The following is a 26,951-nucleotide window of genomic DNA, read 5'->3' as shown; positions in this document are numbered from 1 at the left end:
CATCAACGATGCGCTGCCGCATACTATGGATACCACTCTCGGCGAGTTATCGTTCGCCATTCCGCTCAGCATTACCCGAGATACTCCAGAGTGTACTTCGCCTACTTAATGTGTACCGGGTTCCATCACCCCCGGCTTTCTGAGACAGGGATTAAGCAGCTACTGCGCTCTTTCAACGTATATCGCATATAAGATTACAGACAGTATAGTTAATTAAAATAGGGATGTCAACCGGACAACTACAAATCGTTCAATCTGTTTTCAAAACTACTCCATTTCTCCCACTGCATCATGCCATATAACGTTTGGCTTGCAGTTCAAACATCTCCTTGTATCTACCTCCCAGACGCATTAATTGCTCATGATTCCCTTCCTCCACAAGGGTACCGTTACGCATGACGATGATCCGATCCGAATGTCGGCAGCTACTTAAGCGGTGCGAAATCATAATCGTCGTTTTACCCTCACACAGCTTAGCGAAGTTATCATAAATTTCAGCTTCCGCGATTGGATCAAGCGACGCGGTGGGTTCGTCCAAAATAACCAATTGAGCGTCACGCATATAAGCGCGGCTGATCGCGACCTTCTGCCACTGACCTCCAGACAATTCATAGCCTTGATTGAAAATAGACCCTAAGTTCGTATCCAGCCCTCGTGGCAGCCGAGACAATAAATCATCAGCTCCTGCATGGGCAGCCGCCACTTGAATACGCACATCATCGTGCATATATTCGAACTGGCCAAGGGCAATATTTTCACGAGCCGTCAAGTTGTAGCCAACAAAGTCCTGAAATACAACGGCCATGTTTTGTCGAATCGAACTGGGATATATCGTTCGGATATCAATTCCGTCGAATCGAATCGTGCCCTGCGTCGGCATATAAAGACCTAACATGCATTTAACGAGCGTGCTTTTGCCTGCCCCATTATCCCCTACAATGGATACCTTTTCCCCTGGCTTAATCTTCAGGCAAATGTTATGCAGCGCATGTTCCGTCTGTCCGTTGTACGTAAAGCTTACATGCTCCAATTCAATCGCATGCTGCAGCGGAAAAGGGAACGATTCACTTTGTGATTCATTCGTCTCCAACTTCATGTCCAAAAATCCAAACACCTCAGTTACAAATAGCGATTCCTCATAAATACTAGCCATACTGCGACCTATTCCACTAATCAGTGCTTGCATCTGTGTGAGCGCTTGTGACAGCGACACGTAATGACCAATCGTTAGCGAACCGATATATCCAAACCAGACTAACACCGCATAAACGCCAATAGTAAGCAATGTATGTGCAAGTTCGAGGAGCATGCTGCGCCGTAAATTTTTCGAATCCAGCTGAATTTTCTCTTTTGTCACCTTCCAAAATAGGCCCTTCCACTTTTGAGTGAGATAAGGCGCACTTTCAAACATGCGAACTTCTTTCGCTGTATCTCTACCTTGCAGAAGCTGCTGTATATATTGCAATTGGCGCTGTTCCTCTGTTTGCAAGAGCATTTGCGTATAGCGGAGTTGACCTGCCTTGGAGTTGACCCACAAATTCGGAATCAGCATACACATAATTGCCACAGCCAACACCCAGTGAAAGCTAAATAAAATGTAGAACATCCCTGTAATCGTAATAGCACTTCGAATGATCGTCATTAAAGATGAAAAAACCGTAAAGCCTCTCATATCCATGCCAAATGATGTCCGCTCTATTTTGTTGTAATACTCGGCATTATCGAAATGATGCAAAGGTAGCTGTGACGTTTTTTCAATCAACAACAACTGAAAATAATATCTTAACTGCTGCTGCGCACGCATTGTACACATTTGATCGCCATACTGCAGCAACTTATCAATGAAAAAAAGAAATGCCTGCAAAGCAAGCAGTTGAAAGCAATACGTAATCGAAACTGATTTATGTAAAAATAATGCCGTTATCGAATCAATTGTTTCTTTCACGAGATAAATTTGCACAATTGGGATAAACGCTGAAGCGATTTTCAATGCTGTGATAATGAATAAATGAAGGGGAATGATGCGTACGATGATCGGAAAAAATCGGCTGAATAATAAAGCGACGGCTTTTATTTTTTTGTTCAATGGGAGAGGTTTCATTTCCTTGTTAGGAACAAAAGTACGGTGCACTAAAGCATCTGTCCCTTCTCTACTAAAAGCTCCAACTGTTCATGCACGTTTACAACGCCTTTCGTTTGTACTTCACCGCGTTCATTTAAATAATAAACAAACGGAAAAAAGCCTGTTTCAAGACGAGCCATATCTTCCTTTGTAATTTGCGTGACGGGTACCGGAATATCGTATTTTTCAATAGCAGCCGCTACTTGATTGAAAGGGCCGTCAATCAGCATCATAATCGAGATATCCTGACGTTCTTGATCGAACTGTTTAATAATAGGATAAATTAACTTACACTGTTCACAACTGGTAGATGCAAAGGCAATGATAGCTCCTTTTTTGCTGTTGTTTGCCAAATCAATACGGCCATGCTGAACCGTTTCAAACTGAAGCTGTGGGAAAAGTCGTCCTTTGGATACACCGTGATCGCCCCGCATAATACGAGAAATGGTCTCCTCTGGAGAAAGCACCGGCGTCTCTCTTGCTTTCTTGGCCGCTCTAGCTGCCTGAACCATAAAATAGCTTTGTACAAGCACGATCGCCCACAGCATCACATATGAAATGATGAAAAACGAATTCATCCGCTCATTCCCCCTGACCGCAGTAACTCCCTATTATTCCAGAGTGACGATAGTGTAATAGTTCCTATCATTAGGAAAACAAGACTAACCGTATCTACCAACTTCCATTCAACGATGGGAATGAAGGAATCGGTAACAAGCATGACTGAAGCAGCAAGTAACAATGGAGTAAGCCTGATCATGGTTTCCCAACCTAACGGTTCAGCAGTTGCCTCACCGAAACAGTTGCAGGAAACGTTGATTTTTTTCCAGATTGCTTGACCTGCAACGAAATAAAAAGCAAGGATCATGCCTAACACGATTAGCTCGCCTATTAAATGAGTTTGCTTGAAGAGCAGTAATACAGATGCTAGCATCTCCATCACGATTACAACGCCCGCGAGCCACTGTGGATATTGAAGCTTGACTACCGTCTCTTTAAAGCCGCCATAGCCTACTAATTTCGCAAGCGAAGAGTATAAGAACATCGTGGATAATAGTATTGTAATCGCAGTATCAGCTGTCATCTATGGAGCCTCCTTTTCATCTGATTCGCATTGTATATACGCCCGAATTAACGCCTGTTACGATCACGAGTATCTATCACAAGTGCCCACATTAAGATGAAGTCTATACCCCGTCAACAAGTGACGAGGTATAGGATTGACGTTGACAATACGAATAATTAATTCGGGCCAGGCGCTGTACAACTGCATTGCCGAATCTCAAAGTTTCCACCCGGATTCCCACCGCTACCATACAACATGTACAACGTCTGAATGGAACCGTCCGGCAATGTTTTTTGCTCGCAAACGTCATAGGAACAACAACCAGCTGCGCTGTAGTTATGTTCCCGAATCACAAAACATCCTACCATCTGAATCTCCCCTATCTCACAATGAAAGTGCTTACAATAATATTGACTAGGATGCTCTACAAACTACAAACTACAAACTGCGAACTAAGTACTATTCATTAGATACTAATTCGTACATACGCAATCCCAAACAGGACGATGATTCTCTCCTGGTCTAGGAATATAGCCGCCAGTGTAAAACCATATGTCACCTTGCAACCAATATAAAGTTTGCGTGCTGCCATCCGCTAACGTTTTCGAACCGCACACTTGTGTTGTGCAGCATGCGTTGACTACGTGTGAACCCGGGACATTCTCTGAAATACATCCAATCATTTCTTCACCCCCTTCCTTTTGGACAATTCGAATATAATCGCAGTTAAGGAAAGGTGTAAATGAAGCCGTCGGACTAGGCCGCTGACATTAACGGTCAACATATTTTCGCAAAAAAAGATGATTTGTGTTATAAGATGAACCTTTATGCTTCAACGCTCTAAATAAAGTTGGTTGGCGACATTCTATGAGCATGTGCAACAACTTGCGCAGAGCTCGTCCTATTCGCAAAAGCCTATCCATTCGACAAAATACAGTCATTTATTTATATCAAACGTTTGTTATAAATAAATAGACAAGCAAAACGGAAGTGCTTACCCATTCCTAAAATCGTTGACTATGAGCATTCCTTGGAGTCTAATTGCAAATTTCCCCGTTTTGAACGAATCGCTAAGTCGATCCAACCCACAGTAATATTTCAAAACCCTCGGTAAGCTCTCGATCCCCGATAAACCTTGAAGATGCCTATGTGAAGCCGATGTATTCACAATAGTTCTGTTAATCGCCAAGCCTGTGTGGCGCTTCCTCTAACGGTTGCCATTGACGTTATTTCAATGAAATCGTAAAGATTTAAATTTTAACGGTCGTAAGAGCGCTTATATAAGCAATGATAGTGAGTTACAACGCTCAAACTGGAAAATAAGCTCTCTGGCACCCATTACATTTCAAAATGAGTAAATGTAAGCTGAATAGCCTCTGTGAGAACCGTTGCCAGCCCATTTAACCAGAAAATACGTTCGATACGTTTGTTATTGATTAAAAGCAACCGATTTGTTCATTCAGCATCCTGGGCGCTAGGCTGAAGTACTATGTGGAAACATGCTTGTAGTACTTGAACTTAATATGATACATTCTAAATATAATTTCATTTCAGTCGTCTTAATCGGTATGAAGCACATGCCGCTTTGATCGTATTGCTGCTGCTCTATGGAGCTAGCCCATGCGTCAAAGCGGTTTTTTTATACCCTGTTAGCGATACGAATTAGTGTATCTCGTTAGCGATACGAACTACCAGTAATCTGTTAACGATACAGATTGGTAGCCCATCAACAATAGGAATTTCACGATGAAAGGGAGATTGCATTTGTTTGAAGATGTATATGAGCGATGGCTCACTGAGCAAATAGAACAAGAAAACAACCCAAGAAGAAGAGAAGTGCTGCAACAAGGCTTAGGTCATGGAACGGTGGAGTTTTTACGCTTAATCTGGTTCCCTGCGATTGGAAACCTAGATCATCTATATCCTGAATATGAAGTTCGTGATTATAACAATGGATATCGTTATTTGGATCTAGCATACCTCCCACATGGTGCAAAGGGGTGTATTGAAATTCACGGCTATCGTTCACATGCTAGAGATATTGAAGTGAGACGATTTAAAGATTTGTGTATGAAGCAAGCTTTGCTTACCCTTGATGACTGGATATTCCTTCCCATTGCGTATTTATCTGTCAAAGATGACCCCGGAGTATGCAAACAATTGATTCTCTCTTTTGTAGGAAAATTTTTAGCCACTACCGTTCCATCTGATTTGACATGGTCAGAGGCAGAAACATTGCGATTTGCGCGTAGAACGATGACTCCGTTTACTCCGAAAGAGCTTGCTATTCATCTGCAACTGTCTGAACATCGTACAAGAGTAGTGCTTCGTTCGCTGCTGCATAAGAACATGCTTGCTGTCGCAAGCGGGAATCAACGCTACCGCACCTTTCATTTGATAGCCAAGGAATGACGCTGCTTCCAACGATTACTGTCGAGCGATTGCAACGGCACTGCAAGCGCACAGTAATAGCATTGCGGATTTATATGCGAATTGCTATACAACCGATCTCTGAGCTTCCAGCCGTGCATTGCGAATTGCTATGCAGCCGTTCTGCAAGCTTCCAGCCGCGCATTGCGAAAGTACCGGAATCGCTCTGCAAGAGCTACCGGTCGTCACAGACGTTATTTTCGCAAAAGGACCCCAAATTGAACTCTAACGGTTGTAGCAGAGCTTAATCCAACAAAATCAATGAATCAGCCCACATTAATCGATAAATTAGCTCATCAGCATCCGTTAAAATTCATTTTCAATAAAAATGAGCAAAATAACGGCTGTGACGCTCGTTAGAAATGTTCAACGTCGTTAGTCGGTTGCTTACAACATCAATACTTTCGAGCGACTTTGCTCAGCCCCGTTGTTTAATAGCATTAAAATAGCGGTACAGTGTAAAAGAGCACTCGTACCGCTTGCTTCATCATCAACTTAATATTTTCGTAGCATTCTCTTTCACCTGATTGACTACTTCGACGAGTCGTTTTTGCTTCGTGCCGTCAAACAACTTCACAAAACTTTGCGGCTTATCAAATGGCGGCTTCACCAGCTCAGCTACATCGTCGATATAGCCGTTCTGTACGATATAGTCCACTATCTTTTTCACAAATACAATTTGCATCTGGTTCAATGAATGATCATTAATAAATTCCGAGAATGCATCATTGGCTGCCTCCACCTCTAGCTTGGCTATTTTGCGGACGAGCAATCCAAATGGCGTATCCTGATATTCTCGCTTGTAATCGTCTGCCGAACCAAGTTCGCCGGTAAAAATACGTTCCAAACTCTCGTAATCGAGTGCCGAAAGTGGAATATTGTTGCGCAGCTTATGAATAGCAAGCGTATCCCGATTTTGCTCAATGTAACGATTGACCTTCAACTTATAATCCTCGAATGCGTAAGCTTCGTACATTTCTTTTCCTTCATGCCAACTAAGAATGGTATCCTTCAAATTCGTATAAATCGGAGCCGTGCTGTTCTTATCTACAAGAAGATTCATGAGCCCGCGCAGTTCGACGCGCACCTGTTCAAAGCTTAATAAGTTAGCATCATTCCAGAAAGATTCTTCCCCGATTATATTGATAAAGACGAGCTTATTTTTAATTTGTGGTATTGTGGTCCGCTCCAGCAACATTTTCGTGACATGTAGCAACTGCTTCTTCCCACGCTTAAAATGTGTCGTGCCTTCCCTATGCGCCAACATCAATCCATACATAAAATTGTCGAATCGCTTCGCATGCTCATCCGCGTCATCCATGTACACAATTGGAGCAAAATCAAATTACCAATACGCACGAAAAGTCATGCCATTTTAAAACCGCTAGAAGCTCCCGTTACTCTTATTCGCCTGATAGAGCTAATTTTCACCAACAACTTCAATTAAAACCTTTGGATTATCGAATCCTATACAAACGAAACGCCTCTTACATATGAGTACAGTTCTGCGCTGTATTGCAGCTCTTACTAAACAGCTTCCTCGAACGAACGCCATTGAGCTTATTTATGCTAAATCATACGTTTTAGAGTTTTAACGGTTGCAGGAGAGCTTATTTGCACAATATCACTCCAAAATATCGCTCATTCCAGCAAATAAGCTCTCTGATGACCGTTACATTTCAAAATAAGCAAATATCGGTCAAATAGCCTCTGTGATAACCGTTAGCCCTTCAGCGATACAACTTCAATACGATCATCGCGGATTCATTCTACCATTTTAAGTGTGTTATATAGTGTTTTGGTCACAACCACTACCAATTCGCTTGTGTCCAACACTTCATATGTTAGTGATCCAGGTGGATTTGTAGTATTTATGTTTTTCTTTTTACTATTATACGTTTTTCATGTCCTACTTAGCTTTCTGAATTTTGCTACTTCAAAAATGACACAAAAGTCGATTGTAACTAGGCTTGTCGTCTTTAATGCAATAGGGTTCGTATTAATTGGTTCCATTTATTTCATTATGAATGATTCATCCATACTGTTTTTAACTTGTTCACTACTTGTATTCTCTGTAAGTTCTGTGATCCATAATAATAAAAGCTAATAACATAATGTCTAATTCATAAATCCTCTGCATCTAATTTTCGCTTATTCTTAATGTGTTAACGAGAGACAAAGGATAAGAATAGATAAAAGGCGAAGTTAGGAAAACCTCCTTCTTCGCCTTTTCTTCATAAATTCACACCTTCTTCCTATTGCCAGGTAATACAGTGCCTGGAATGTTCATACTAGAATGAAACGCCTCATACGTATTCCAACAAAACACTTGCCCACTTTCAGCGGTTAGCCTATCATTATCCAAAAGATTATAAAGTTCTATAGATTACCAACACGAACTGGAGGCTGACATCACGTGGAACTACCCTCATTAGAAATACTGCTGTTATTACTTGCAACAGGCTTCATTGCTGCCTTTGTGGACTCCGTTGTTGGAGGAGGAGGGCTGATTACGGTGCCTGCTCTACTTGCGATGGGTCTCCCCCCTCAGCTCGTATTAGGTACGAACAAACTTGCAAGTACAATGTCCTCACTCACGAGTACACTTTCCTTTTTACGTTCTGGAAAAATTGAATTCAAACTTGTTGCGAAATTATTTCCGTTATCATTTATCGGAGCGATACTCGGCACGCTCTGTGTCAATGCTATCCCCTCTGAGTTTCTAAAGCCGCTCGTCGTCATCATGCTAATTGCGGTAACCATCTATACGCTAATGAAAAAAAATTGGGGCGCAGCATCTACATACAGCGGCTTAACGATGAAGAAGATCATTTTACTTATCGTGGCTGCAACGGGAATCGGATTTTACGATGGATTTTTCGGACCGGGAACAGGATCTTTTCTTATCTTCGTCTTTTTGCTGCTCGGCTTTGACTTTGTAAGCGCATCTGGCAATGCGAAAGTGCTTAACTTTGGCTCCAACTTAGCGTCGTTTATTGCCTTTGCAATGCTTGGCTCTATTTCATACGGATACGGTATACCGATGGGGATTGCCATGATTGGTGGTGCACTTGTTGGTTCTCGTGTAGCTATTAAGCGGGGAGCTGCTTATGTAAAACCACTGTTCATTGGGATAACAATTCTACTGATAGGCAAGCAAGTGTGGGATTTATTAATAAAGTAATGGCGATCTTAGAATAGGAATTCTATATGCAAATGTAGCCAAACGCTGGCCTGAATATACCTATGCACCACGGTTGTTCTATGCAGATATAACAAAACTGCTCTCAGCATGCAGATGCATGGTTTGCAGCTATAAATAACACTAGCAAAAAGAAGCCGAACCATTCTATGCTCGGCTTCTTTACTATGCTTATAGAAATAAGTAGAAAACTGCGTATACCAACGTTTATACACGATTCACCTGCTTGAACAGCAAGTAAATAAAAAATGGAGCGCCTAACAGGGCTGTAAATATGCCAGCTGGTACATCCATAGGCACAAAAACGGTCCTGCCCACCAAATCAGCCAACAATACAAAGAATGCACCTAATATCGCCGAAACAAGTAAAATGACACGATTGTTATTGCCGACAAGCTTACGAGCCATATGCGGAGCCATCAAGCCTACAAAACTAATTCCGCCCGCAATTCCTACAGCAGAGCTGGCTAGTATGACACTTAGAGCAATGAACAAGAAGCGCTTTCGCTCCACTTTCATGCCAACACCAGTAGCAATGGAATCACCTAGTTCTAACACGTTCAGATTCCTTGATTGGAAAAAGGCGATAGCCGCGCATCCTACAACCCAAGGGGTTAAATAGAGCACATGATTCCACGATGTTCCGTACACGGTGCCAGCCATCCAGCCTAATGCTTGCGATACCATGTGCAAAGGACCTGCAAGGGTAAAATATATCGTTAATGCCCCCATCGCAGACGAGACAACGACACCGATCATAGCCATCCGCAATGGTGAACTTCCATTTTTCCAAGCAAGCACGTACGTTAAAGTTGAAGCCAAGCAGCCACCGAGCAATGCAGCCAATGGCAGCCAGCCTACACTGATTTCTCCATTCATAATCGTGATCGCGGCAACTACAGCTGCTGTTGCTCCTGAGGTCGTTCCCATTAAGTCAGGAGAAGCTAACGGATTGCGAATGAGAGCTTGCAATATCGTTCCCGAAATCGCCATTGCTGCGCCTACTAATAGAGCAGCGACTACGCGGGGCAAACGAAGCTGCATCACAATAAGCTCATATTTGTCTTCCCCTACTCCGATAATGGCTTTCAGGACATCTAAGATAGGGATATATAAACTTCCCAATCCTACACTTAGCAACGTTGTAACAACTAATAGGGCGATTAAACTCACAATTGTTAGGCTAACTAGTGTTCTTCCATGATGGTCGGAGCTATTTTCCCGCTTCCATTTAATACTGACCAAGTGCCTTCCTCCTTACAAGCAGAACTACAAAAGGGACACCTAGTATCGCTGTCGTAACACCAACGGGCACTTCTTTGGCAACAAGTAAAAATCGAGACAACAAATCAGCCAGCAATAAGAAGGCTCCACCTAACACCGCACTGTATGGCAGCAGCCAACGATGATCATTGCCAATTAACCAGCGCGATATATGTGGGATCATAATGCCCACGAAGCTAATAGGACCGGCAAGCGCGACACTTCCTCCAGCCAGTACGACAACCACAACAATCGTCAGCACTTTAGTCCACATCGTACGCTGTCCAAGTCCTGTGGCCACATCGTCGCCCATTGACATCACATTAAGCGAGCGTGACATCGACCAAGCAATGATCCATGCAGCGATAAAATAAGGCAGCATTTGAAGTGTATGAACCATCGAGCTGTTGGACACAGAGCCTGTTAACCAGTACAACGCTCCCTCTAATGTGGCATTGCTTATCAGCATAAATAACGAATTCAAGGAAGAAGCAAAAGACGCCAAAGCTGATCCCGTTAAAATCAGCTTCAGTGGCGTCATTCCTCCCTTTCCTATCATCGCTATTATAAAAATAAGACCTGCTGTTATCCCTGCTCCAATAAAGCCAAACCACATCAACTGTGAAAAAGAAAATACCGCGCCATACCAATAAAGCATCGACACGATTGCCAAAGCAGCACCAGCGTTAACACCTAATATAGAAGGCGATGCAAGTGGATTTCTTGTCATCGCTTGCAGCAGCACCCCAGCTATCGCAAGACTGCTGCCAATAACAGCAGCTGTCAAAGCCCGGGGCACTCTAGATGTTCGTATAATTAGCTGCTCATCGCTGCCTATATACGATGTATAAGCTTGAATTACCGTAACAAAATCAAAGTTCTGTAGTCCGAATAAAATACTTGCAGCAGTTGCTCCTACAAGTAGAAACACTGCTGCAATAAATCCCAGAGCTTTTCTTTTTTCACTGGACAAAAGAGAGTTCATGTCCTTCTTCCCCTCTTACACAGTTAAGATATAATCATTATCTTTGTATTATTCTTTAATATTTTGATAGTACTTTTCGATATCAGCTACCAATAGTTTAGCTGCAATCATGCCGCCAGCGGAGTTCCAAATCGCCTCATCCACTTGATAAATTTGACCATTTTTATTGACCTTCATATTTTGGGCGATTGGGTCGCCGATCCATTCCTTTGCCGTATCAGAAGCGGCCGTTTCACCACTGCGGTCGGATGCGAAGTAGAACAATACATCGCCATCCAGCTTACTGATTTGCTCTTTTGTAATTTCTTCAGCAAATTTATCTTGATTTTGCTCTGCAGTTCTAGCAATTCCCATCTTCTCTATTACAACGCCAGCGAAGTTATCCTTGTAATAAGCTCTAGCTTTACCTGCTTGGAATCGAGCAAGTGATACTTGTAAGTTCGCTTTATCTCCTAGTCGAGCTCCTGCCTCTTTCGTTAATTTATCGAAATCAGCGATTACTTGTTGACCCTTTTCCTCAAGATTCAACGCCTGAGCATATAATGTGAAATTCTCAATCATGCTGTCGCCAAGGTTTTCAGTCATTACGGTAGGCGCAATCGCAGTTAATTGATCGTAAATTTTTTCTTGTCTAACCTTCGTACCTAGAATCAAGTCTGGGTCTAGGCTTGCGATTAACTCCATATTCGGCTGCGTCTCATCGCCAACTACCGTTACACCTTCCATTTGATCTTTAATGTGATCGTACCATGGGTCTCCGATCCAAGATTTAACCGCCCCAACTGGTTTGATTCCCAATTCCAACAAGGTCTCTGTGCCTTGCGTCGTTAATACCACAATTTTTTGTGGTGTTCCCTCAACCTTTGCCTCTCCCATCGCATGTGTAATCGTTCTAACGTCTGCGGCAGCAGCTTCTTTCTTCGGTTGAGTGTTGTCTGAACTTGCTGGTTTAGCCTCATTGCTCGTACAAGCTGTTAGCAGCGTAAGTATCATAATAATTAATGCTGATGTCTTCAATGTTTTCACGTTTTCCGCCCCTATTTTGTAATAATGAAAATCATTATCAATAATAAACAAAAAAATAAATGCCTTTCGTTACCGATGCGCAAACGGTTCTGTAAATGTTACAATTACAACACTAATATACATGATGGCCTGTTTCAATAGATTGGGCTTTGAAATGGACATAATGAAGGAAGTGTAACACATCATGAATATCATCGATGGCCAACAGCAATCGAAAGAATGGATCACGCTTTCTCTACTCTATCTTATGGAGAACAAAGTTTACTCTGATATTAAAATGACTGAGATTGCCAAGAAAGCGGGCCTCGTTAGGCAAACGATCTATCGCAATTATCAAGACAAAGATGATATTTTATATGAATATTTATGTCATCAGCTCAATATGATGGACAGCAAAATTACCGAAGAACAGCTGTCTGGTGAAGCGATATTTATTGCATTTTTCAACATGTGGAAGGAATTTGTTCCTCATTCTTTATTTCAAAATATTCATGCCGCTGATCGTAAAATTAGACAAATTATATATAGAAGCTTGGAATACTTTGTTCAAACTAAATATTTGAATTATTTTATACCAACACAGATGTCTGCTGTTGAGCCACTTCAACATTATGCTTTACGATCGTTATCTTCTATGTTGCACGGTATATTAATCGAATGGAGCTTGCAGCACTATAAACAATCTCCTGAAGAGATAGGCAAGCTTACGTATCAGTTAACCGATTCCATTCGCCACTATTGTCTGGAAGACGTCATTAATAAAGAATGTTAGTCGAACTGATGAAACTTATCATCTGAATGAGTGATTCAAGCAAGGGTTTGTCTGTTTGGACTTTACGTCTACACAGATGGGCCCTTCTTCTTTTGTGCATGTATGCCCACGACAACATAAACTTTTAAATATTCCTTGACAAGAATATTCCTCTTGAGGTATATTCTAAATACAAGAGGAGCATACAAGAAATGATGAAGGAAAGAGAGGTGAACATACCAACGTATGGACATTGGAACTTTTAGCGCTCTGGCTGAACCGAATCGTTTGCGAATCGTCGAGCTGCTTGCCCATGGTCCATTGACAGTTGGAGAAATCGCCGAGCGACTCAACCTTCGCCAGCCTCAAGCTTCCAAGCACCTGCGCGTCCTGCTTGACGCACGATTGGTAACGGTGCATGCCGATGCAAACCGCCGCAACTATGCACTGCAAATGGAACCATTGCAAGAAATGGATGCATGGCTGAATAACTACCGTCGCATGTGGAATGAACGATTTGACAACTTAGACCAATATCTACAAGAGCTTCAGAGCAAGCCAGAACAATAAATGTTAACTAACCCTTAGGAGGAATAATGATGATGAGCAAAATGTTATTCAAAACAGAAAGCAACGTACTGACAATGGAAAGAACGTTCAACGCACCTGCTGAGCTTGTATTCAAAGTATTTTCGGATTCAGAGCATCTTAAACAATGGTTCGGACCTCGCGGATGGAGCATCCCGGTAAGTAAACTGGACTTCCGTCCAGGCGGCTCTTGGCATTATTGTATGAAGTGTGAGGATCGCAATCAGGGTGACTTCTATGGCATGGAATCTTGGGGCAAATCCGTCTATAAAGAAATCGTCACAAACGAAAAACTTGTGTACGTCGATTACTTCTCGGACGCGGAAGGAAATGTTTCAGACAATATGCCTGCTGTTGAAGTTACGTTGACATTTGAGACTGTTGATGGAAAAACGAAGCTTACAAGCATCGGTCGCTATGCAACGGAGGAAGCGTTACAAACCGTCATCGATATGGGCATGGAGCAAGGCATTACCGAGACATGGGACCGTTTGGAAGAGCACTTGGAAGGCCTTCAATAAACTGCGTCAACGTCCAGAGGGGGCTTACTGCCCCCTTTTTGTGATATCTATGGTTTCTGCTTCTTATAGATAATTGCTTCCTTAGCTGCTACTTCAGCTTCGCCAGCTGTTCAATCGCTTGCTGTTCAGTAGGCAAGAAGAAAATATCATTTCCGTTGTTGCACTCATAGATGAAATCCTTCAAGCTTTTGCTTGTATAGACGGTAAAATCTCCTACAATAGCTACCTTCACATAATAATTAATAAACTTTTGAAGAATGTCGCCTGCGAGACGAGTTTTCAAATCAAAGAAGCTTTCGCTCAATATAGACTTGTGCAAAACGATACGATCACAATCTGATTCATATCGCACGGTTGCCATCAAATCCAAGGCAGACTGCACATCATTAATAAGTACCTCGTTCTCATCACCGCTCACAACAGCAACATATGCTCCATCAACTTCATGCTTTGTTATGTTCATAGTAACCCCTCTCTTTCACCTTGCTTGCATTTATTATACTGTACAGATGTTAGCGAAAAAAAGGTTCGTTCTATACTGAACTCCTATTTTACTAAGACGCTTATACGTAAATTTACTATAATATCCATTAGGGGGATAGTAAAAAAAGCAGCCACTATGTGCTGCTTTCTCGTATAACTATTTATAGTACAATCGCCGTCTCCAAGCCCATGCGAATCATGTCATGCAGCGCTGTTTCACGCGTTTCAGACGTAATTGTTTCATTCGTCAACATATGATCGGTAACCGTTAAGATGGACATTGCACGAGCATTGTATTTGGCAGCAACCATATACATCGCAGCTGACTCGTTGTCACATGCTAGCACTTGGTATTGAGCCATTTTCTTATACATAGGCTCATTGCCATCATAGAAATGATCTTCGGTCATTATCAATCCTGCACGTACAGGCAAGTTCATGTTTTCTCCGATATCAAATGCCTTCCTTACCATTTGAAAGTCAGCTGTCGGTGCGTAAGAGAAGTTCTGAAACTCATGTCTGAACATCGCCGAGCTTGTACATACCGCTGTACCAAGTACTAGATCCATGTGCTTTACGTCAGGATGGTAAGAGCCGCTTGAGCCGATACGAATTAGGTTCTTTACTCCATAATCATTTACCAATTCCGTCGCATAAATGGACATTGATGGCATGCCCATCCCCGTGCCTTGAACTGAAATGCGCTTGCCTTTGTACGTTCCCGTATATCCTAGAATACCACGAATCCGATTGTAGCATACAGCATCCTCTAAATAGTTCTCCGCGATGAATTTAGCTCGCATCGGATCACCGGGCAGCAATATTGTTTCGGCGATATCGCCTACTTTTGCTTCAATATGAAAACTCATGATGTATTCCTCCTATCCCTTAAAATCCGGTCCCCGTCGCACCTTCACGATCTCGATTAGTTTTATGTGCTTGCTGCCATTCGATTAAGCCATCTATACAAATAAACAAGTTAATAATTGCCAACAGAATCATGACATACAAACCTGTAGAAAGATACATGACAATTAGAATTAGGTTCATTAGAATCCACAAATGCCAGTTTTCCACAATTTTCTTACTCAACAAGTACTGTGCAACCAAACCAATAACCGCGATGAAAGCATCTAAATAAGGATTCGTTGCTCCTGTGTAAGTGACTTGAATGTAAGACCAAATACCCCAAGTTACTAAAATAATAACTATCCATATTACGTAACCCTTTGTAGACAAACGAATGGTTGGCGCAGTATCCTCTTCGCCTTTATTTTTAACCCAGTAGTACCAGCCATAAATGTTAAAGAGCAACTGCAACGCTGACAAAATGACCATTGCGTAAAGGCCTGTTTGGAAGTAAATATACATAAAGCTTGCTACCGCGATGGCTCCAAACAAGAAGTTGAGCACCTTTTGTCTCGCCAATAGCCACACGTTGATGACACCAACGACAGAAGCAAAGATTTCAATATACGAGGAATCCAGATACAAACCCGCCCCAATACTGATGGCACAAGCAATGATAACAAACAAAGGATGTTTAATCATGTTCTATAACCTCCTAATGATAGACTGACTTGATGCGTACGCTTTCATTTCAACTTTGAAAACCATTTTCACGCTTAATGATAAGGCTTACATTTTTCTGAGTATAGAAATCAACTTACACTTTTGCATTTACAAACCTGCGCCATTCTAATTGATTGTTAAGCTCGACTATTTCGTTCTTCCAGCTCTACCTGCAATCGCGTCGTATCCAAAATGATAATTTCCTGTTTGTTCAAATCAATAATGCCCTGCTTCTTTAACTCTGACAAAGTACGATTGATGCTTCGAGTGGTGACAGCAAATTGGTGACTAAGCTGCTGCTTATCAACCTGAATCACGATTCCTTCTGCCCTCTTTTGACCGTGCGGCAGACAACGGAGCAAATAACTGCACACTCGATCATGCAAGGTGTACAGATTGTTGTCTCCCTCCTTTTTCAGAATATCGTACTGCAGTTTCAAGATGCTGCGAATAAAATACTCATTAAAATTGCGGTCCAACTGGAGCCAGTTCAAAAAATGCTCGCGCTTCAGACCCATGAGCACGACATCCGTAACCGCTTCCACGTTGCTGATAAAAGGAAGGCGATCCACGATCTCAAGCTCTCCAATCATGTCCCCTTTGTGATAAGTAGACTGCACGTATTTCTTGCCATTCTCACCAATAACGCTAATATCAGCGACACCCTCCACCAAAATGTAGAAACTGTCCTGAATATCGCCTTGAGAGAACAAGATGGTACCCGACTTAAATTGAGTCAGCTTCCATTCTCGCAAGATTTCGTAGGGGCATTGCTTCATCATTGCGTAAATCTTTTCGTGTTGCTCCATATATTTAATCATTTGCTGCATCCCCATGTGTTGGTTCACCTCAAGTATATCGTTCTGGTACAGTTCCAAGATAGGACACTAGTCCGGCATTTATATAAAAGTAACGGCATTTTAGCGGTCCATCTTTACATAATCGAGACATATGTCTTTTGGAAATAAAACGAACCATCATTCTATCCGTACACTCCTATTTCCTGTTCAAGTATAAAGAGCCATAGTATTCGACCATCCTAAATAAGTGAGGAGGTGAACACTATGGCTAAAGACGTATTGTGTGAAGTAAATAACTGCAAGTTCTGGGCAGCCGGCAATAAATGTGCCGCATCTTCCATCTATGTCGTAAGCAATCGTGGCAATCAAGCGAGCAATAGCGGAGAGACAGACTGCAAAACGTTCGAACCGAAAATTTAGCTTTTAGTTTTTGTCTAGCACATTTATGCAGGATATTGCTTCATGTTTTAATTAGCTACACTGCATGTGGAGCATCCCTAGCGGGGGTTGCTCCTTTTCATTGTTCTCGACCGGACATCTGAGCAGCATTTCTGTCTCCTTAGTACAAGTATATCCCCTAATTGAGAATTATTTTCATATGTAGGCAAAAGTTATGGCAGCGGCTTGGATATCACTTATTGCTTGGTTACTCGCTGAACATTAATGACGCTAATGCCATTCGCTTAAAAAAGCCACAGGAGATGAAGGAATCTCCATCTAAACCTGTGGCTAGCTCTACTACACCCTTTAGCATTTAAAATATGTCAAAATGGGCGAAATAGCCTCTGTAGCAACCGTTAGCGCAACTACCGTTTTATTTTTCTTTAACGCCTATTTTTTGCACCCGCTCCACTACCGCTAACAAAGCAGGCAGCATCACCGGTAGCATTACAAATCCTAGCAAGCATAAGCCGATAATAACCGTCATCGCTACTTCAATTAGCGTTAGCACTCCTGAAGGGATGAGCGCCGCAAATGTACCGCCAAGAATAATCGCGGCTGAGATAACAACTCCACCTATATGACGAGCCGCCTCGATCATGTCTTCCGCAGAATGACCATCCGTTTCACGATAGCGCATCATTAAGAAAATACTGTAGTCTACACCCAGCGCCACAATCATAATGAAGCTGAAGAACGGAACATTCCAACCTAATTCATTTACAGATAGCAAATGTGTCGCAAGGAATTCACTTATTCCCAATGAAGTAAAGTAAGCCAATACCAATGAAAGAATAATAAAGATCGGTATCCACAAGGAACGCGTGATGAAAATAAGCACAATGCCAATGCCGATCAACATAATCGTTGCTGTCCGTGCAAAGTCACCGCTTGCGATCGCTTCAAGATCCACATTTTCAGCTGTTTTTCCACCCAATGCTGCCTTGGCATGTTTCAAATCGCTTGCTTGGATCGCAGCCTGCACTTCTGTGTTGATCTGCTTTACAATCGCCATTGCTTCTTTTGAGTATGGGTTCACATCCAGCATAATATTCATTTGCACCGTTTTGCGATCCGAAGACATGTACATATCCATCGCTTGTTTAAATTCCTCGCCCTTCAATACATCTTGAGGAATATAGAACTTTTCCGAAGCTTTGGAATCACTTAGTCCTTGCAAATAGATCTGAGCATCGGCCAAGCCCGTACTCACTTCTTCCAAGCCTTTCGTGCTTGCTGACAAGCCCGATTGCAGCTTCTCCATATTGCTTGTTAACTTGGTCAATCCCGACTGCAACTGCTTTTGACCAGCATTGATATCTGCCAATCCGGTTTGCAAAGCAGGAGGGACGGCGGTCATTTTGTTCGAACCTTCCGCTGCTTTTTGCAATCCATCTTGTAGTTCGGATGAACCATTATGCAGCTGTGTTACACCTTTTTGCAATTTAACGAAACCGCCATTCACAGCGGACAGCGAAGCATTTGCTTCTTTAAAGGATGTCATGGCTTTGCCATACTCCGTCTTCAAGCCGCTCAACTGCTTGGATAGTTCCTTCATCTGCTGCTTGCCTGCTGCGGCTATACCGATTGCCGTTTGCAAGTGCTCATCAGTCGCTGCATCTGGATTCGATTGAACATACATGCCCAAAGTACCTTCGATCTGTTCAAATGCCTGCGCCGCTCCACCAATCGCTTGCTCTAAGCTTGCAAACTGCGTGCTGAAGGAAGATAGTCCTTTCTCCAGCTCCGTGTAGCCTTGATGCAGCTTCGGCATCGAACGGGATAGCAGATCCATCTGTTCCTTAAGCGATGCTAGACCACTGTCCAACTGTTTAGCGCCATCAGCACCTGAATGTATGCCTTTCGACAACTCGTCAATTGCTTTGCCTAAACTGGAAACACCTGTTTTCACTTCATTTGTGCCATCGATAAGCAGCTGCACATTTTGTACGCCCTTCGTGTCTGCTTGACCGATTTCTTTATTTGCAGAGGACAGCCCGTCGTTGATCTCACCAACGCCTTTTGAGGCATCTCCTAAGCCTTTATTCAGTTCCTTTGATTGATCTTTCATATATAACTCATCCATTTTCTTACCAACTGGACGAGTCGTCGTATACACTTCCGCTACACCAGACATCTTGGATATTTGCTCCGCAAGCTCATCCAGCTCTTGTAATGCCTTGGCATTATCCAATGGCTTATCCGATTGAATAAGCAATGTCGTCGGTGAAGAGAATCCTGGTGAGAAATGCTTCTCAATGACCTGAATACCCTGCTTAGAAGCATAGCTGTCATCCACCTCTAGCAAGTCGTTATAGCTCAAAGAATCACTATATTTCATGACAAACGGGATGCATAGTATGGCAATAAACAAAAGCGCTAGAAACGGTCTTGCCACGGATGTCTTCGCCAACACACCCCAAATTCTGCTTTCCCCGTGACCATCGAACTTCTTAACAGGCCAGAATAACTTTTTCCCTAGCGTACCCATAATGACCGGGTTCAACGTCATGAGCACAAGCACGAGTACTGCTACACCTATGGCAACCGCAGAACTTGCTCGATAAATACCGAACTCCGCCAAAATTAATGCCATAAATCCGATAAAGACAGCTAACGCACTGTAAAGTACCGTTTTTCCAGCAGTACGATACGTTGCTTTTACAGCGGCAAGCGTATTTTCCTGTCGGGTAAGCTCTTCTTTGAATCGAGAGAATAATAAAATATTATAATCGGTTCCGATACCAAATAAGATGACGACTAGAAATACTTGTGTAAAGTTAGAGAACGGGTAGTTAAACCACTCTACAAAATGTGCCACGACGCCAAGTGATACGACATAGGAGATTCCTACCGTTACTAACGAAACAACCGGTACGATAGGAGAACGGAATACGATAATAAGTACGACGATAATAAAGATGACCGCAATAAGTTCAGTTTTCTTAATTCCTTCTTCTGTCGACTTTACAAAATCTTCGATAACTAGGCTGTTGCCTGTCAAATACGTATCTACCGCATCCACCTTTTTCAGCAAAGCATCCAACTGCACTGTTGCTTCAGAGATCGTGCCTTGACTATGACTAACAGACAACTGTGTCAAAATGGTCGTCTTATCTTTCGATACGAGCTGACTTTTCGTATGCTCATCATCTAAATGGGTGAGCATATTTTCAATTCCAAGCTGCGTTTGCTTCGATTGGAGTTGTGAAATGACGGATTCGATTTGCTTATGCTGATCACTCGTTAAGGGCTTATCACTTCCACTATGAAATACAGCAATAATCGAATAGCTATCGCCATTGTTCTCATCCATCTGGCGTATCATCTCGTGCGCGATATTGCTTTGCGCACTGTCCGGGATCGATACTTGCCCCTTTTCTCTTACTAATTCCCCGAGATTTGGCATCGTCATTACGATAACCGCGGTAATGATAATCCAAGCGATAATCGAGGCTATTCTCAAATTCTTTATGTTCCTCATTTTCTAGCTCCTATCTTTACAACATTCACAAAATCAAACACGTGTTTACTTTTATACATGAAAAAAGTATACTCATTGTGATAAAAGCATACAATGGTCAATTTTTAATCATTTATTCAATTTTGAATATATTTAATTAATAATGTTTAATTTTAAATAAAACAAGGAGCATACCAAAATGAGGGAAAAAGCAGAGTATAGAAGCGCCATTCGTTCGAGGAACATGATTCGTCGTGCTTTAGTCGAGTTAATGCTGGAAAAAGAGTACCAAAAGATTACGATTAAAGATATTGTGGAGCGAGCTGATATTAGTCGTGGAACCTTTTATGCTCATTACTCGGATGTACATGCTGTTATTGAACAAATTGAAAATGAAATTATGGAAAAGATGATTGAATTTCTCGATGAATTCAAACATACCGATCTCATTCAAAATATGATGCCTTTCTTAGCGAAAGTGTCGCACTTTTTAGATCAAGATATTGAATTTTATCGCATGCTCATTGCGGTCGATGCAGCAAGTACATTTATGTCAAAGATGAAGGCTATTCTGATCGAGAGTTTGCTCAGTTACGAAAGAAAAATGAATACGGTTCAAGAACGTGAAGCGTTTAACCTGCACGTCAACTTTTTCGCAAGCGGCCTCGTTGCGATGTATGAAGACTGGTTCAAAGGTAAGCTTAACGGCTCCCTCGAAGACTTGGCCGCAGCGGTCAGCCGTATTATGGTACAGGGGTTTCAACCTTTCCTATTAAAATAAATACATGCAAAAAGCCAAACGATGTACAGGAGGTTACCTGATGGTCGTTTGGCTTTTTCTAGCTAATGTTATATACAGCAACTTCATACATATTAGAATTAATTACCTGTCAAAATGAGAAAGAATAGTATAGAATACCATCAAACAGCAGACATTCACTTCTTCCCTACCATACTTCTAAGATAGATTCATAATTCCCGCTACTACCTTCCATTTATCTGACTTATGCGCGCGCTTTGAACAAAAAAATAAGGATGGAGAACTTTATACTCTGATAAGGGGGTGATCTTCAAATCTTGAATCCATGACGTATATCGGTGTGTTTCAAGCTGCATCATCAAACCCATTCTAAGGAGGAAAAGTCAAATGAAAAAAGTAAGTTTTGGTCTGATCGCGATTATTATGCTGTTCGTGTTGGCGACAAGCGCATTTGCAGCAACTGCTTCTGCTAATTCGTCAAGAACGGACACGGGGGTTACCACACATACAGGCGGCAATCTCGCACTGGACTATTCCGCTTACGATTCTCGTATTCACGGGTATATGTATGTAAGTGTTTATAAGGTTACAAGTTCTGGTGATGTACTGATCGGTTCAGCTAGCGTTGAAGGTGGACGACCTACCGACAGCGGCATTCGCAGCGGCACTGTTTATTTGGGCAATCAGACGGCTGGTTCTTACAAATACGTCATTTCAATTCCTTCTAACTGGATGGGACCAAGTGTCACTTGGCACACGTATTAGATTAACATGAAAGTGCACTGATACATGTTCGCGCTCGCAGCAGCATCCGCATAACCAAATAACAACGCTCCATTCACCATATATACGAAGGGGATTGTCTCCAACGATAGAAAGCAGCATGAGATAGAGTGACATTCCCCTTCCTTATTTCGGCTTCGGAACAACAACTTTTTCGATTACAGCAGTGGTAAATCTTAATCATTAGCGCCCCACAAGCCCGAATTCCCCCAACACCTAGGCTCTTTCAACTAATTCGAATCAGATCCATAAACGTAACGGTTGCCACAGAGGCTATCCAGTGGAAATTTACTCATTTTAAAATGTAAAGGTCACCAGCGAGCTTATTTGTTAGTGATATCGATATCATTCATTATTAATGCCAAAATAAGCGCGCACACGACCGTTAAAAATGAAATACGTACGAATTCGCGTTAATAACGTCAATAGCAACCGTTAGACGAGCCATTTTTGCGAATTGCAATGCGAAATCCAACATGGCCACTGTCAGCACGCGCTTTCATAGAATTTCATGGGCTTTTATGGAATTCTATCTGCTTTTATGAGCTTCATGGGCTTTTATGCGCTCCCCATCAATTACACATTTGCAAACTGTACCGATCAATGTTATATTATTTGAGGCATCAATGATTGATCTATCAAATATTGAGCGGTCAATGAATATGAACAACTATGAGTGACGTTGAGATATCGTTTCACTGTGAAGTCGTTCGTATGTTCACTCTCTTAGGAGGCTCGAAGGCATGACGCGTAATGATTCCACGGAGAAGCAGATCCTAACTCTGCTTAATGGATTATGCAACCAGATTCATCACAAATTCGAATGTTGTACCGGCATAAGTTCTTCTCGTCTCGAGATTTTGCATGAACTATGTGGAGGAGCCGAGATTAAACAGTCCCATTTACAAAAGCGTATTAACATCGACAATGCCGCCATTACTCGCCATCTAAAGCAGCTTGAAGCTGAGGGCATGGTGACGAGACGCAAAAATCCTGACGATAACCGCGAAACCTTTGTTCGCTTGTCTGATGAAGGACTTGAAAAGATTGAAGGGTACAAAATCGAAAGAGAAAATTTCATACGCCAAATATTGAAAGACTTCGATGATGAAGAGATTCCAGTACTGGCTGATTTTCTCGCACGAATAAAAAATAACATTTAACATCAAGGAGCTGTTAGCTATCATGAACAAATTTCAAACAACAAATGACTTTAACGAAATCACATATGGCCGTCGTTCAGTAAAAGAATATGACCCAGAGGTTAAAATTAGCAAAGAAGAAATGACTGCTATTCTAGAAGGTGCTACGCGAGCTCCTTCCTCAGTGAACATGCAGCCTTGGCGCTTTGTCGTTATCGAAAGTAAGGAAGGTAAGGAGAAGCTTGCACCATTGGCGAAATTCAATCAGACCCAAATACTGACCTCCTCTGCCGTTATCGCTGTATTTGCTGATATGGAAAATGCAACGTACATGGATGAAATATTTAGTACATCCATAGAACTTGGTTATTTGCCAGTAGAAATGAAAGACTTAGTTATGAATATGTATAAGCCATACTATGATACGATTTCTGCGGCGGATTTGCGCGATGTCAACTTTATTGATGGTGGACTTGTATCGATGCAATTGATGCTAGTGGCACGTGCACACGGCTATGATACGAACGCAATTGGCGGTTATGAAAAAGCTCAAATCGCTGAAGCTTTTGACATGGACAAAGAGCGTTTCCAACCAATTATGCTCATCAGCATCGGAAAATCAGCCAAAGAGGGATACCCTTCTTATCGCTTGCCTGTTGAAACCGTAGCGACTTGGAAATAAATATGATGCCATGTGCTGAAACATAGCGCTAGCCATCCAATGTAAGCGATGCTTCAAACCGACTCATGCCTTTAGGCCAGGGTCGGTTTTCTTTCATTTTATTCATACAAAACAAAACACAGCCTACACAGGCTGTGCTCTACTTCTTATGTGGACATACAAATAAATTCGACAAACGTCTCCTGAGTTTAAATAGCCAGCGTTTGAATAATTACTTTACGTATTTTAAAGATACGATATGATTAATCCCGATTTTTGCAGCTCTCTTTGCAGGTAAAGACTTGCGCTTATATTCTTGAAAACCTAGCTTGTGATATAGGTTCATAGCGGGTGTATTCGTATCTGCTACCTCTTCAATGAAAAATTGTTCAAAGGGGGCATAGTCAAGCATATGACGGACGATCGCGCTCGCTGCTCCCTGCCCTCTGCATTCTGGAGCCGTTCCAACAAACTCGATGGAACCATACACCGCATCAGCATCATCCTTCGCAGCTTTGGTTGCTTCAAATTCCTTTTTCAAAACGAATCCGGCGACTGTTCCCTTTAATAACCCCAAGTGCTTCCGCAGCTCTGTAGAATTAAGCTTTACCGAAGATACCGTACCGTCCGTACATGCGGCCATAGCCGCGATGGTGCCTTCATCGGTTATCGCAACATAAAATTGATTCAACACGAACATATGGGCAAAAGCTCTTGCAATTGCTTCATTGTCCTTGGAAAAATAGCCAAGCCATTGTGAGAATCCCTCTGCAAAAATGCGAGACATTTGCGCCCTTGGATTAAACTTCAATTGATCCGCTCTAATCACGGTAAACATATCCACTTATTCCCCTTCCTTATACAGAAATGAATTGAGCGCAGCAGGAGACGGCATCTGAAAATTGTGCTGCAGCATCATTTTCATAGCAGCTAGCCCATGAATCGTCGAGTAGAACAATACAACCATTTCATGCGGATTTCCAGAACGAAACTGCCCCTGTTCCTGACCCCTTGTAATAAGTTTCGCTGTTGCACGGAACAACTGCTCACTAACCCGCGTTACCTCGACATGGTTAACAGCTGCTCCCCCTCCCGTCAAAAACGACTGCTGCATAAGGATGAGTAAATTGGCAAACTGTTCGCCTGTCCTCATATCGTTGTATATTTCATGCACAAACTGATCCAATGCTTGCTTAGGTGAAACCTCATTTGACTCGAAATACTCCATTTGTTGAATCATGCCTGCAAGCGCAAAATCCACCAATTCGTTAAACAATTGCTCCTTCGACTTGTAATGCCGATACAATAGTCCGATGCTAATCTCAGCTGCATCCGCAATATCCTGCACATTGGTAGAGCCAAATCCTTTTTGTACGAACAACTGCATGGCAGCTGTTTGTATTTTCTCTTTTGTAGCGCTTCGCATTTGTTCATATTGTTCTTTTGTGCGTGGCATCGTACAACCTCTTTTTTTGAGTGAGTTTTTACTCATTATAAAAAGTTCTGCTGCAAAAATCAATCGAAAAGATCAATATGGGCTTTCAGCGTACAAAGAAAATAGTTTCATACAAACCTCCACATGGTACAATCTGTAAACATTTGATAGTATGTTGTTTGTTCGCAATTATAAATAAAAGGGGCGTAAACGATGAATAAACCGATGTTCAAAAGATTGTCCTTATCGCTAGCACTTATTCTCTCTCTTGGAATGTTTGGCACTACAGCAGAAACTAGCTTAGCAAAGCCCGCTTCTGCTTCCGAACAAGTTGAAGCACAAACGGTAGAAGTTAAGTCTAAGTCTGGGAAGAAATCAAAGAAGTCCAAGCCTAAGTCTGGTTCCTCAAGCAAATCAAAAAAACCGAAATCAAAATCAAAAAAAGTGAAGCCAAAACAAGAACAAGAAACGGTATACTACAAGAACTGTACAGCCGCACGAAATGCCGGTGCCGCCCCACTATACGAAGGTGATCCAGGCTATCGCATCAAACTTGATCGAGATAAAGATGGAGTAGCTTGTGAATAAGTAGTCATTTAATAAAAGAGCCACAGGATGATAAGAGGCAGATAGTCCACTCTGCACCTGTGGCTATTCACATTACGATGTTAGTTGAATTCGACACCTAATCAAAAAGGAAGTAACAACGTTACGATTTCACACCCACTCTGGCCTTTCGTTCAGGGTTATTTGTAGTTTCATCTCTTTCATACCTTTCATCCCAGATTAGGAATAGACTCGTGAACAAAAATTATGGACTGCTCTATTATTGTATTTATGGATGTACGAACTCAATCCAATGATTGATATACTTACAAACATTCCGCATTGAAGGAGTGGTTAACAATGGATATGGTTCGTTACAAAATAAGAGAAGTGTCGGATAGCGACAAAATTAAAGCCTTCCTGAGTAAAGCGCGAATCGGACATCTCGGTATGGTCGATGGTCAGCTGCCCTATGTTGTTCCGCTTAATTTTGTTTGGGCAAATGAGAAGCTTTATTTTCATGGAGCGACAGGTGGGAGACGCAATCAAGTCATGAGTAGGAATGAAGAGGTCTGTTTTACGGTTTGTGAAGAATATGGCACCATTACTGATCCAGTGCCTGCTAAGACAGACACTGCCTATATGAGTGTTATGATTTTCGGGAAAGCTGAACCTGTTGATGAACTGGATGAAGCTACCTTTATGCTGCAGGAAATGCTCCACAAATATGTGCCTGGTTATTACAACCGACCGTTGTCGAAGCAGCATGTTGATAAGTATAGGTCCGCCATATTCCATGGTCCTGTTCAGGTATACCGAATTAACCCCTACCATATAACGGCGAAAGAAAATCCGATCGAAGAGGGAAAAATGTTCGCTCAACAGAACAAGTAAGCGAAAGCATATGAATA

27 protein-coding genes, 1 pseudogene and 1 other annotated feature (1 of these 29 only partly in view) are annotated in these 26,951 nt (G+C 42.1%); of the genes and pseudogenes, 12 read left to right on the top strand and 16 right to left on the bottom strand.

Annotated features, from left to right (window positions below):
* Positions 1-185: a binding site (T-box leader), on the bottom strand; it reaches 43 nt to the left of the window's first position.
* A gap of 104 nt (positions 186-289) precedes the next feature.
* From H580_RS0107905 to H580_RS0107885, 5 genes are all read right to left on the bottom strand, one after another.
* Positions 290-2,086 carry an ABC transporter ATP-binding protein gene (locus tag H580_RS0107905; protein ID WP_169449356.1) on the bottom strand — a complete coding sequence of 599 codons (1,797 nt, stop codon included), beginning with the start codon at positions 2,084-2,086 and terminating at the stop codon, positions 290-292.
* A gap of 44 nt (positions 2,087-2,130) precedes the next feature.
* Positions 2,131-2,700 (bottom strand): thioredoxin domain-containing protein, encoded by a 570-nt coding sequence (locus tag H580_RS0107900; protein ID WP_028594299.1) that lies wholly within the window; start codon positions 2,698-2,700, stop codon positions 2,131-2,133.
* Positions 2,697-3,206, bottom strand: a complete 510-nt coding sequence (locus H580_RS0107895; RefSeq protein WP_028594298.1) for a MauE/DoxX family redox-associated membrane protein — start codon at positions 3,204-3,206, stop codon at positions 2,697-2,699. The genes H580_RS0107900 and H580_RS0107895 overlap by 4 nt, the downstream gene beginning before the upstream one ends.
* Before the next feature lie 158 nt (positions 3,207-3,364).
* Positions 3,365-3,556, bottom strand: a complete 192-nt coding sequence (locus H580_RS0107890; RefSeq protein WP_028594297.1) for a hypothetical protein — start codon at positions 3,554-3,556, stop codon at positions 3,365-3,367.
* A 105-nt stretch (positions 3,557-3,661) separates the two neighbouring features.
* Positions 3,662-3,871, bottom strand: a complete 210-nt coding sequence (locus tag H580_RS0107885; RefSeq protein ID WP_028594296.1) for a hypothetical protein — start codon at positions 3,869-3,871, stop codon at positions 3,662-3,664.
* Between the two features lie 1,063 nt (positions 3,872-4,934).
* Here H580_RS0107885 and H580_RS0107880 point away from each other — a divergent pair.
* Entirely contained in the window at positions 4,935-5,600 is a 666-nt protein-coding gene (locus H580_RS0107880) for a hypothetical protein (RefSeq protein WP_036604860.1), read from the top strand.
* A gap of 508 nt (positions 5,601-6,108) precedes the next feature.
* On the opposite strand, the gene H580_RS0107875 is transcribed toward H580_RS0107880, so the two are convergent.
* Complete coding sequence (locus tag H580_RS0107875; protein ID WP_028594294.1) at positions 6,109-6,939, bottom strand: type I restriction-modification enzyme R subunit C-terminal domain-containing protein; 831 nt, start codon at positions 6,937-6,939, stop codon at positions 6,109-6,111.
* 1,095 nt (positions 6,940-8,034) lie between these two features.
* On the opposite strand from H580_RS0107875, the gene H580_RS0107870 reads away from it, so the two are divergent.
* Entirely contained in the window at positions 8,035-8,802 is a 768-nt protein-coding gene (locus H580_RS0107870; protein ID WP_028594293.1) for a TSUP family transporter, read from the top strand.
* Positions 8,803-9,027: 225 nt separating this feature from the next.
* On the opposite strand, the gene H580_RS0107865 is transcribed toward H580_RS0107870, so the two are convergent.
* From H580_RS0107865 to H580_RS0107855, 3 genes are read right to left on the bottom strand one after another with little or no spacing between them, the layout of a single operon-like run.
* Positions 9,028-10,065, bottom strand: a complete 1,038-nt coding sequence (locus tag H580_RS0107865) for a FecCD family ABC transporter permease (protein ID WP_051217329.1) — start codon at positions 10,063-10,065, stop codon at positions 9,028-9,030.
* Entirely contained in the window at positions 10,052-11,068 is a 1,017-nt protein-coding gene (locus tag H580_RS0107860; RefSeq protein WP_028594291.1) for a FecCD family ABC transporter permease, read from the bottom strand. The genes H580_RS0107865 and H580_RS0107860 overlap by 14 nt, the downstream gene beginning before the upstream one ends.
* A gap of 48 nt (positions 11,069-11,116) precedes the next feature.
* Complete coding sequence (locus tag H580_RS0107855; RefSeq protein WP_028594290.1) at positions 11,117-12,094, bottom strand: ABC transporter substrate-binding protein; 978 nt, start codon at positions 12,092-12,094, stop codon at positions 11,117-11,119.
* A 184-nt stretch (positions 12,095-12,278) separates the two neighbouring features.
* Between H580_RS0107855 and H580_RS0107850 the strand changes: the two genes are divergently transcribed.
* The 3 genes from H580_RS0107850 to H580_RS0107840 all read left to right on the top strand — a co-directional run bounded on the left by H580_RS0107850 (position 12,279) and on the right by H580_RS0107840 (position 13,954).
* Positions 12,279-12,866 (top strand): TetR/AcrR family transcriptional regulator, encoded by a 588-nt coding sequence (locus H580_RS0107850; protein ID WP_028594289.1) that lies wholly within the window; start codon positions 12,279-12,281, stop codon positions 12,864-12,866.
* Positions 12,867-13,091: 225 nt separating this feature from the next.
* Positions 13,092-13,415, top strand: a complete 324-nt coding sequence (locus tag H580_RS0107845) for an ArsR/SmtB family transcription factor (protein ID WP_028594288.1) — start codon at positions 13,092-13,094, stop codon at positions 13,413-13,415.
* A gap of 26 nt (positions 13,416-13,441) precedes the next feature.
* Positions 13,442-13,954, top strand: coding sequence for an SRPBCC domain-containing protein (locus tag H580_RS0107840; RefSeq protein ID WP_028594287.1), 513 nt, complete (start codon positions 13,442-13,444; stop codon positions 13,952-13,954).
* An 88-nt stretch (positions 13,955-14,042) separates the two neighbouring features.
* Here the strand turns inward: H580_RS0107840 and H580_RS0107835 are convergent, their stop codons facing one another.
* The 4 genes from H580_RS0107835 to H580_RS0107820 form a co-directional block, all read right to left on the bottom strand.
* The gene (locus tag H580_RS0107835) at positions 14,043-14,417 is read right to left on the bottom strand and encodes a DUF4180 domain-containing protein (protein WP_028594286.1); all 375 of its coding nucleotides are present in this window, start codon (positions 14,415-14,417) and stop codon (positions 14,043-14,045) included.
* A gap of 181 nt (positions 14,418-14,598) precedes the next feature.
* Entirely contained in the window at positions 14,599-15,306 is a 708-nt protein-coding gene (gene deoD, locus H580_RS0107830) for a purine-nucleoside phosphorylase (RefSeq protein ID WP_028594285.1), read from the bottom strand.
* Between the two features lie 19 nt (positions 15,307-15,325).
* Entirely contained in the window at positions 15,326-15,988 is a 663-nt protein-coding gene (gene pnuC, locus H580_RS0107825) for a nicotinamide riboside transporter PnuC (protein WP_028594284.1), read from the bottom strand.
* A 158-nt stretch (positions 15,989-16,146) separates the two neighbouring features.
* Complete coding sequence (locus H580_RS0107820; RefSeq protein ID WP_028594283.1) at positions 16,147-16,845, bottom strand: Crp/Fnr family transcriptional regulator; 699 nt, start codon at positions 16,843-16,845, stop codon at positions 16,147-16,149.
* 228 nt (positions 16,846-17,073) lie between these two features.
* On the opposite strand from H580_RS0107820, the gene H580_RS25775 reads away from it, so the two are divergent.
* Positions 17,074-17,229 (top strand): DUF1540 domain-containing protein, encoded by a 156-nt coding sequence (locus H580_RS25775; RefSeq protein WP_084509058.1) that lies wholly within the window; start codon positions 17,074-17,076, stop codon positions 17,227-17,229.
* A 394-nt stretch (positions 17,230-17,623) separates the two neighbouring features.
* Here H580_RS25775 and H580_RS0107810 read toward each other — a convergent pair whose 3' ends face one another.
* Complete coding sequence (locus tag H580_RS0107810) at positions 17,624-20,734, bottom strand: MMPL family transporter (protein ID WP_028594282.1); 3,111 nt, start codon at positions 20,732-20,734, stop codon at positions 17,624-17,626.
* 178 nt (positions 20,735-20,912) lie between these two features.
* Here H580_RS0107810 and H580_RS0107805 point away from each other — a divergent pair, with 178 nt between their 5' ends.
* The 4 genes from H580_RS0107805 (at position 20,913) to H580_RS0107790 (ending at position 24,080) form a co-directional block, all read left to right on the top strand.
* Complete coding sequence (locus H580_RS0107805; protein ID WP_028594281.1) at positions 20,913-21,494, top strand: TetR/AcrR family transcriptional regulator; 582 nt, start codon at positions 20,913-20,915, stop codon at positions 21,492-21,494.
* Positions 21,495-21,860: 366 nt separating this feature from the next.
* Positions 21,861-22,238: a hypothetical protein gene (locus tag H580_RS0107800; protein ID WP_028594280.1), complete on the top strand. Its 378-nt coding sequence runs from the start codon at positions 21,861-21,863 to the stop codon at positions 22,236-22,238.
* Positions 22,239-22,999: 761 nt separating this feature from the next.
* The gene (locus tag H580_RS0107795) at positions 23,000-23,419 is read left to right on the top strand and encodes a MarR family winged helix-turn-helix transcriptional regulator (RefSeq protein WP_028594279.1); all 420 of its coding nucleotides are present in this window, start codon (positions 23,000-23,002) and stop codon (positions 23,417-23,419) included.
* A gap of 22 nt (positions 23,420-23,441) precedes the next feature.
* Entirely contained in the window at positions 23,442-24,080 is a 639-nt protein-coding gene (locus H580_RS0107790) for a nitroreductase family protein (protein WP_028594278.1), read from the top strand.
* A gap of 211 nt (positions 24,081-24,291) precedes the next feature.
* Here H580_RS0107790 and H580_RS0107785 read toward each other — a convergent pair whose 3' ends face one another.
* Both H580_RS0107785 and H580_RS0107780 read right to left on the bottom strand, forming a co-directional pair.
* Complete coding sequence (locus tag H580_RS0107785; RefSeq protein WP_028594277.1) at positions 24,292-24,897, bottom strand: GNAT family N-acetyltransferase; 606 nt, start codon at positions 24,895-24,897, stop codon at positions 24,292-24,294.
* Between the two features lie 6 nt (positions 24,898-24,903).
* On the bottom strand, positions 24,904-25,515 hold the full coding sequence (locus H580_RS0107780; protein WP_028594276.1) for a TetR/AcrR family transcriptional regulator: 612 nt from the start codon (positions 25,513-25,515) through the stop codon (positions 24,904-24,906).
* A gap of 450 nt (positions 25,516-25,965) precedes the next feature.
* Here H580_RS0107780 and H580_RS26630 point away from each other — a divergent pair.
* Positions 25,966-26,082 (top strand): annotated as a pseudogene (locus H580_RS26630) (excalibur calcium-binding domain-containing protein); the annotation flags it as partial.
* 318 nt (positions 26,083-26,400) lie between these two features.
* Positions 26,401-26,934 (top strand): pyridoxamine 5'-phosphate oxidase family protein, encoded by a 534-nt coding sequence (locus H580_RS0107770; RefSeq protein ID WP_028594275.1) that lies wholly within the window; start codon positions 26,401-26,403, stop codon positions 26,932-26,934.
* The last annotated feature ends 17 nt before the right edge of the window (positions 26,935-26,951 follow it).

It is taken from the genome of Paenibacillus assamensis DSM 18201 (assembly GCF_000422445.1).
In the GTDB taxonomy this organism is placed as follows: Bacteria; Bacillota; Bacilli; order Paenibacillales; family Paenibacillaceae; genus Paenibacillus_B; species Paenibacillus_B assamensis.
The sequence above is the reverse complement of the archived record's forward strand: the minus strand, read 5'-3'. Positions and strand labels throughout refer to the sequence as shown.

Excerpts from the sequence above, each read along its gene's own strand:
- H580_RS0107820 (WP_028594283.1), bottom strand. The coding sequence starts at position 16,845 with ATGGGGATGCAGCAAATGATTAAATATATGGAGCAACACGAAAAGATT.
- H580_RS0107810 (WP_028594282.1), bottom strand. The coding sequence starts at position 20,734 with ATGAGGAACATAAAGAATTTGAGAATAGCCTCGATTATCGCTTGGATT.
- H580_RS0107900 (WP_028594299.1), bottom strand. The coding sequence starts at position 2,700 with ATGAATTCGTTTTTCATCATTTCATATGTGATGCTGTGGGCGATCGTG.
- H580_RS0107835 (WP_028594286.1), bottom strand. The coding sequence starts at position 14,417 with ATGAACATAACAAAGCATGAAGTTGATGGAGCATATGTTGCTGTTGTG.
- H580_RS0107805 (WP_028594281.1), top strand. The coding sequence starts at position 20,913 with ATGAGGGAAAAAGCAGAGTATAGAAGCGCCATTCGTTCGAGGAACATG.
- H580_RS0107875 (WP_028594294.1), bottom strand. The coding sequence starts at position 6,939 with ATGGATGACGCGGATGAGCATGCGAAGCGATTCGACAATTTTATGTAT.
- H580_RS0107800 (WP_028594280.1), top strand. The coding sequence starts at position 21,861 with ATGAAAAAAGTAAGTTTTGGTCTGATCGCGATTATTATGCTGTTCGTG.
- H580_RS0107770 (WP_028594275.1), top strand. The coding sequence starts at position 26,401 with ATGGATATGGTTCGTTACAAAATAAGAGAAGTGTCGGATAGCGACAAA.
- pnuC (WP_028594284.1), bottom strand. The coding sequence starts at position 15,988 with ATGATTAAACATCCTTTGTTTGTTATCATTGCTTGTGCCATCAGTATT.
- H580_RS0107860 (WP_028594291.1), bottom strand. The coding sequence starts at position 11,068 with ATGAACTCTCTTTTGTCCAGTGAAAAAAGAAAAGCTCTGGGATTTATT.
- H580_RS0107795 (WP_028594279.1), top strand. The coding sequence starts at position 23,000 with ATGACGCGTAATGATTCCACGGAGAAGCAGATCCTAACTCTGCTTAAT.
- H580_RS0107880 (WP_036604860.1), top strand. The coding sequence starts at position 4,935 with ATGAAAGGGAGATTGCATTTGTTTGAAGATGTATATGAGCGATGGCTC.
- deoD (WP_028594285.1), bottom strand. The coding sequence starts at position 15,306 with ATGAGTTTTCATATTGAAGCAAAAGTAGGCGATATCGCCGAAACAATA.
- H580_RS0107845 (WP_028594288.1), top strand. The coding sequence starts at position 13,092 with ATGGACATTGGAACTTTTAGCGCTCTGGCTGAACCGAATCGTTTGCGA.
- H580_RS0107790 (WP_028594278.1), top strand. The coding sequence starts at position 23,442 with ATGAACAAATTTCAAACAACAAATGACTTTAACGAAATCACATATGGC.
- H580_RS0107780 (WP_028594276.1), bottom strand. The coding sequence starts at position 25,515 with ATGCCACGCACAAAAGAACAATATGAACAAATGCGAAGCGCTACAAAA.
- H580_RS0107840 (WP_028594287.1), top strand. The coding sequence starts at position 13,442 with ATGATGATGAGCAAAATGTTATTCAAAACAGAAAGCAACGTACTGACA.
- H580_RS0107785 (WP_028594277.1), bottom strand. The coding sequence starts at position 24,897 with ATGTTTACCGTGATTAGAGCGGATCAATTGAAGTTTAATCCAAGGGCG.
- H580_RS0107890 (WP_028594297.1), bottom strand. The coding sequence starts at position 3,556 with ATGGTAGGATGTTTTGTGATTCGGGAACATAACTACAGCGCAGCTGGT.
- H580_RS0107885 (WP_028594296.1), bottom strand. The coding sequence starts at position 3,871 with ATGATTGGATGTATTTCAGAGAATGTCCCGGGTTCACACGTAGTCAAC.
- H580_RS0107850 (WP_028594289.1), top strand. The coding sequence starts at position 12,279 with ATGAATATCATCGATGGCCAACAGCAATCGAAAGAATGGATCACGCTT.
- H580_RS25775 (WP_084509058.1), top strand. The coding sequence starts at position 17,074 with ATGGCTAAAGACGTATTGTGTGAAGTAAATAACTGCAAGTTCTGGGCA.
- H580_RS0107895 (WP_028594298.1), bottom strand. The coding sequence starts at position 3,206 with ATGACAGCTGATACTGCGATTACAATACTATTATCCACGATGTTCTTA.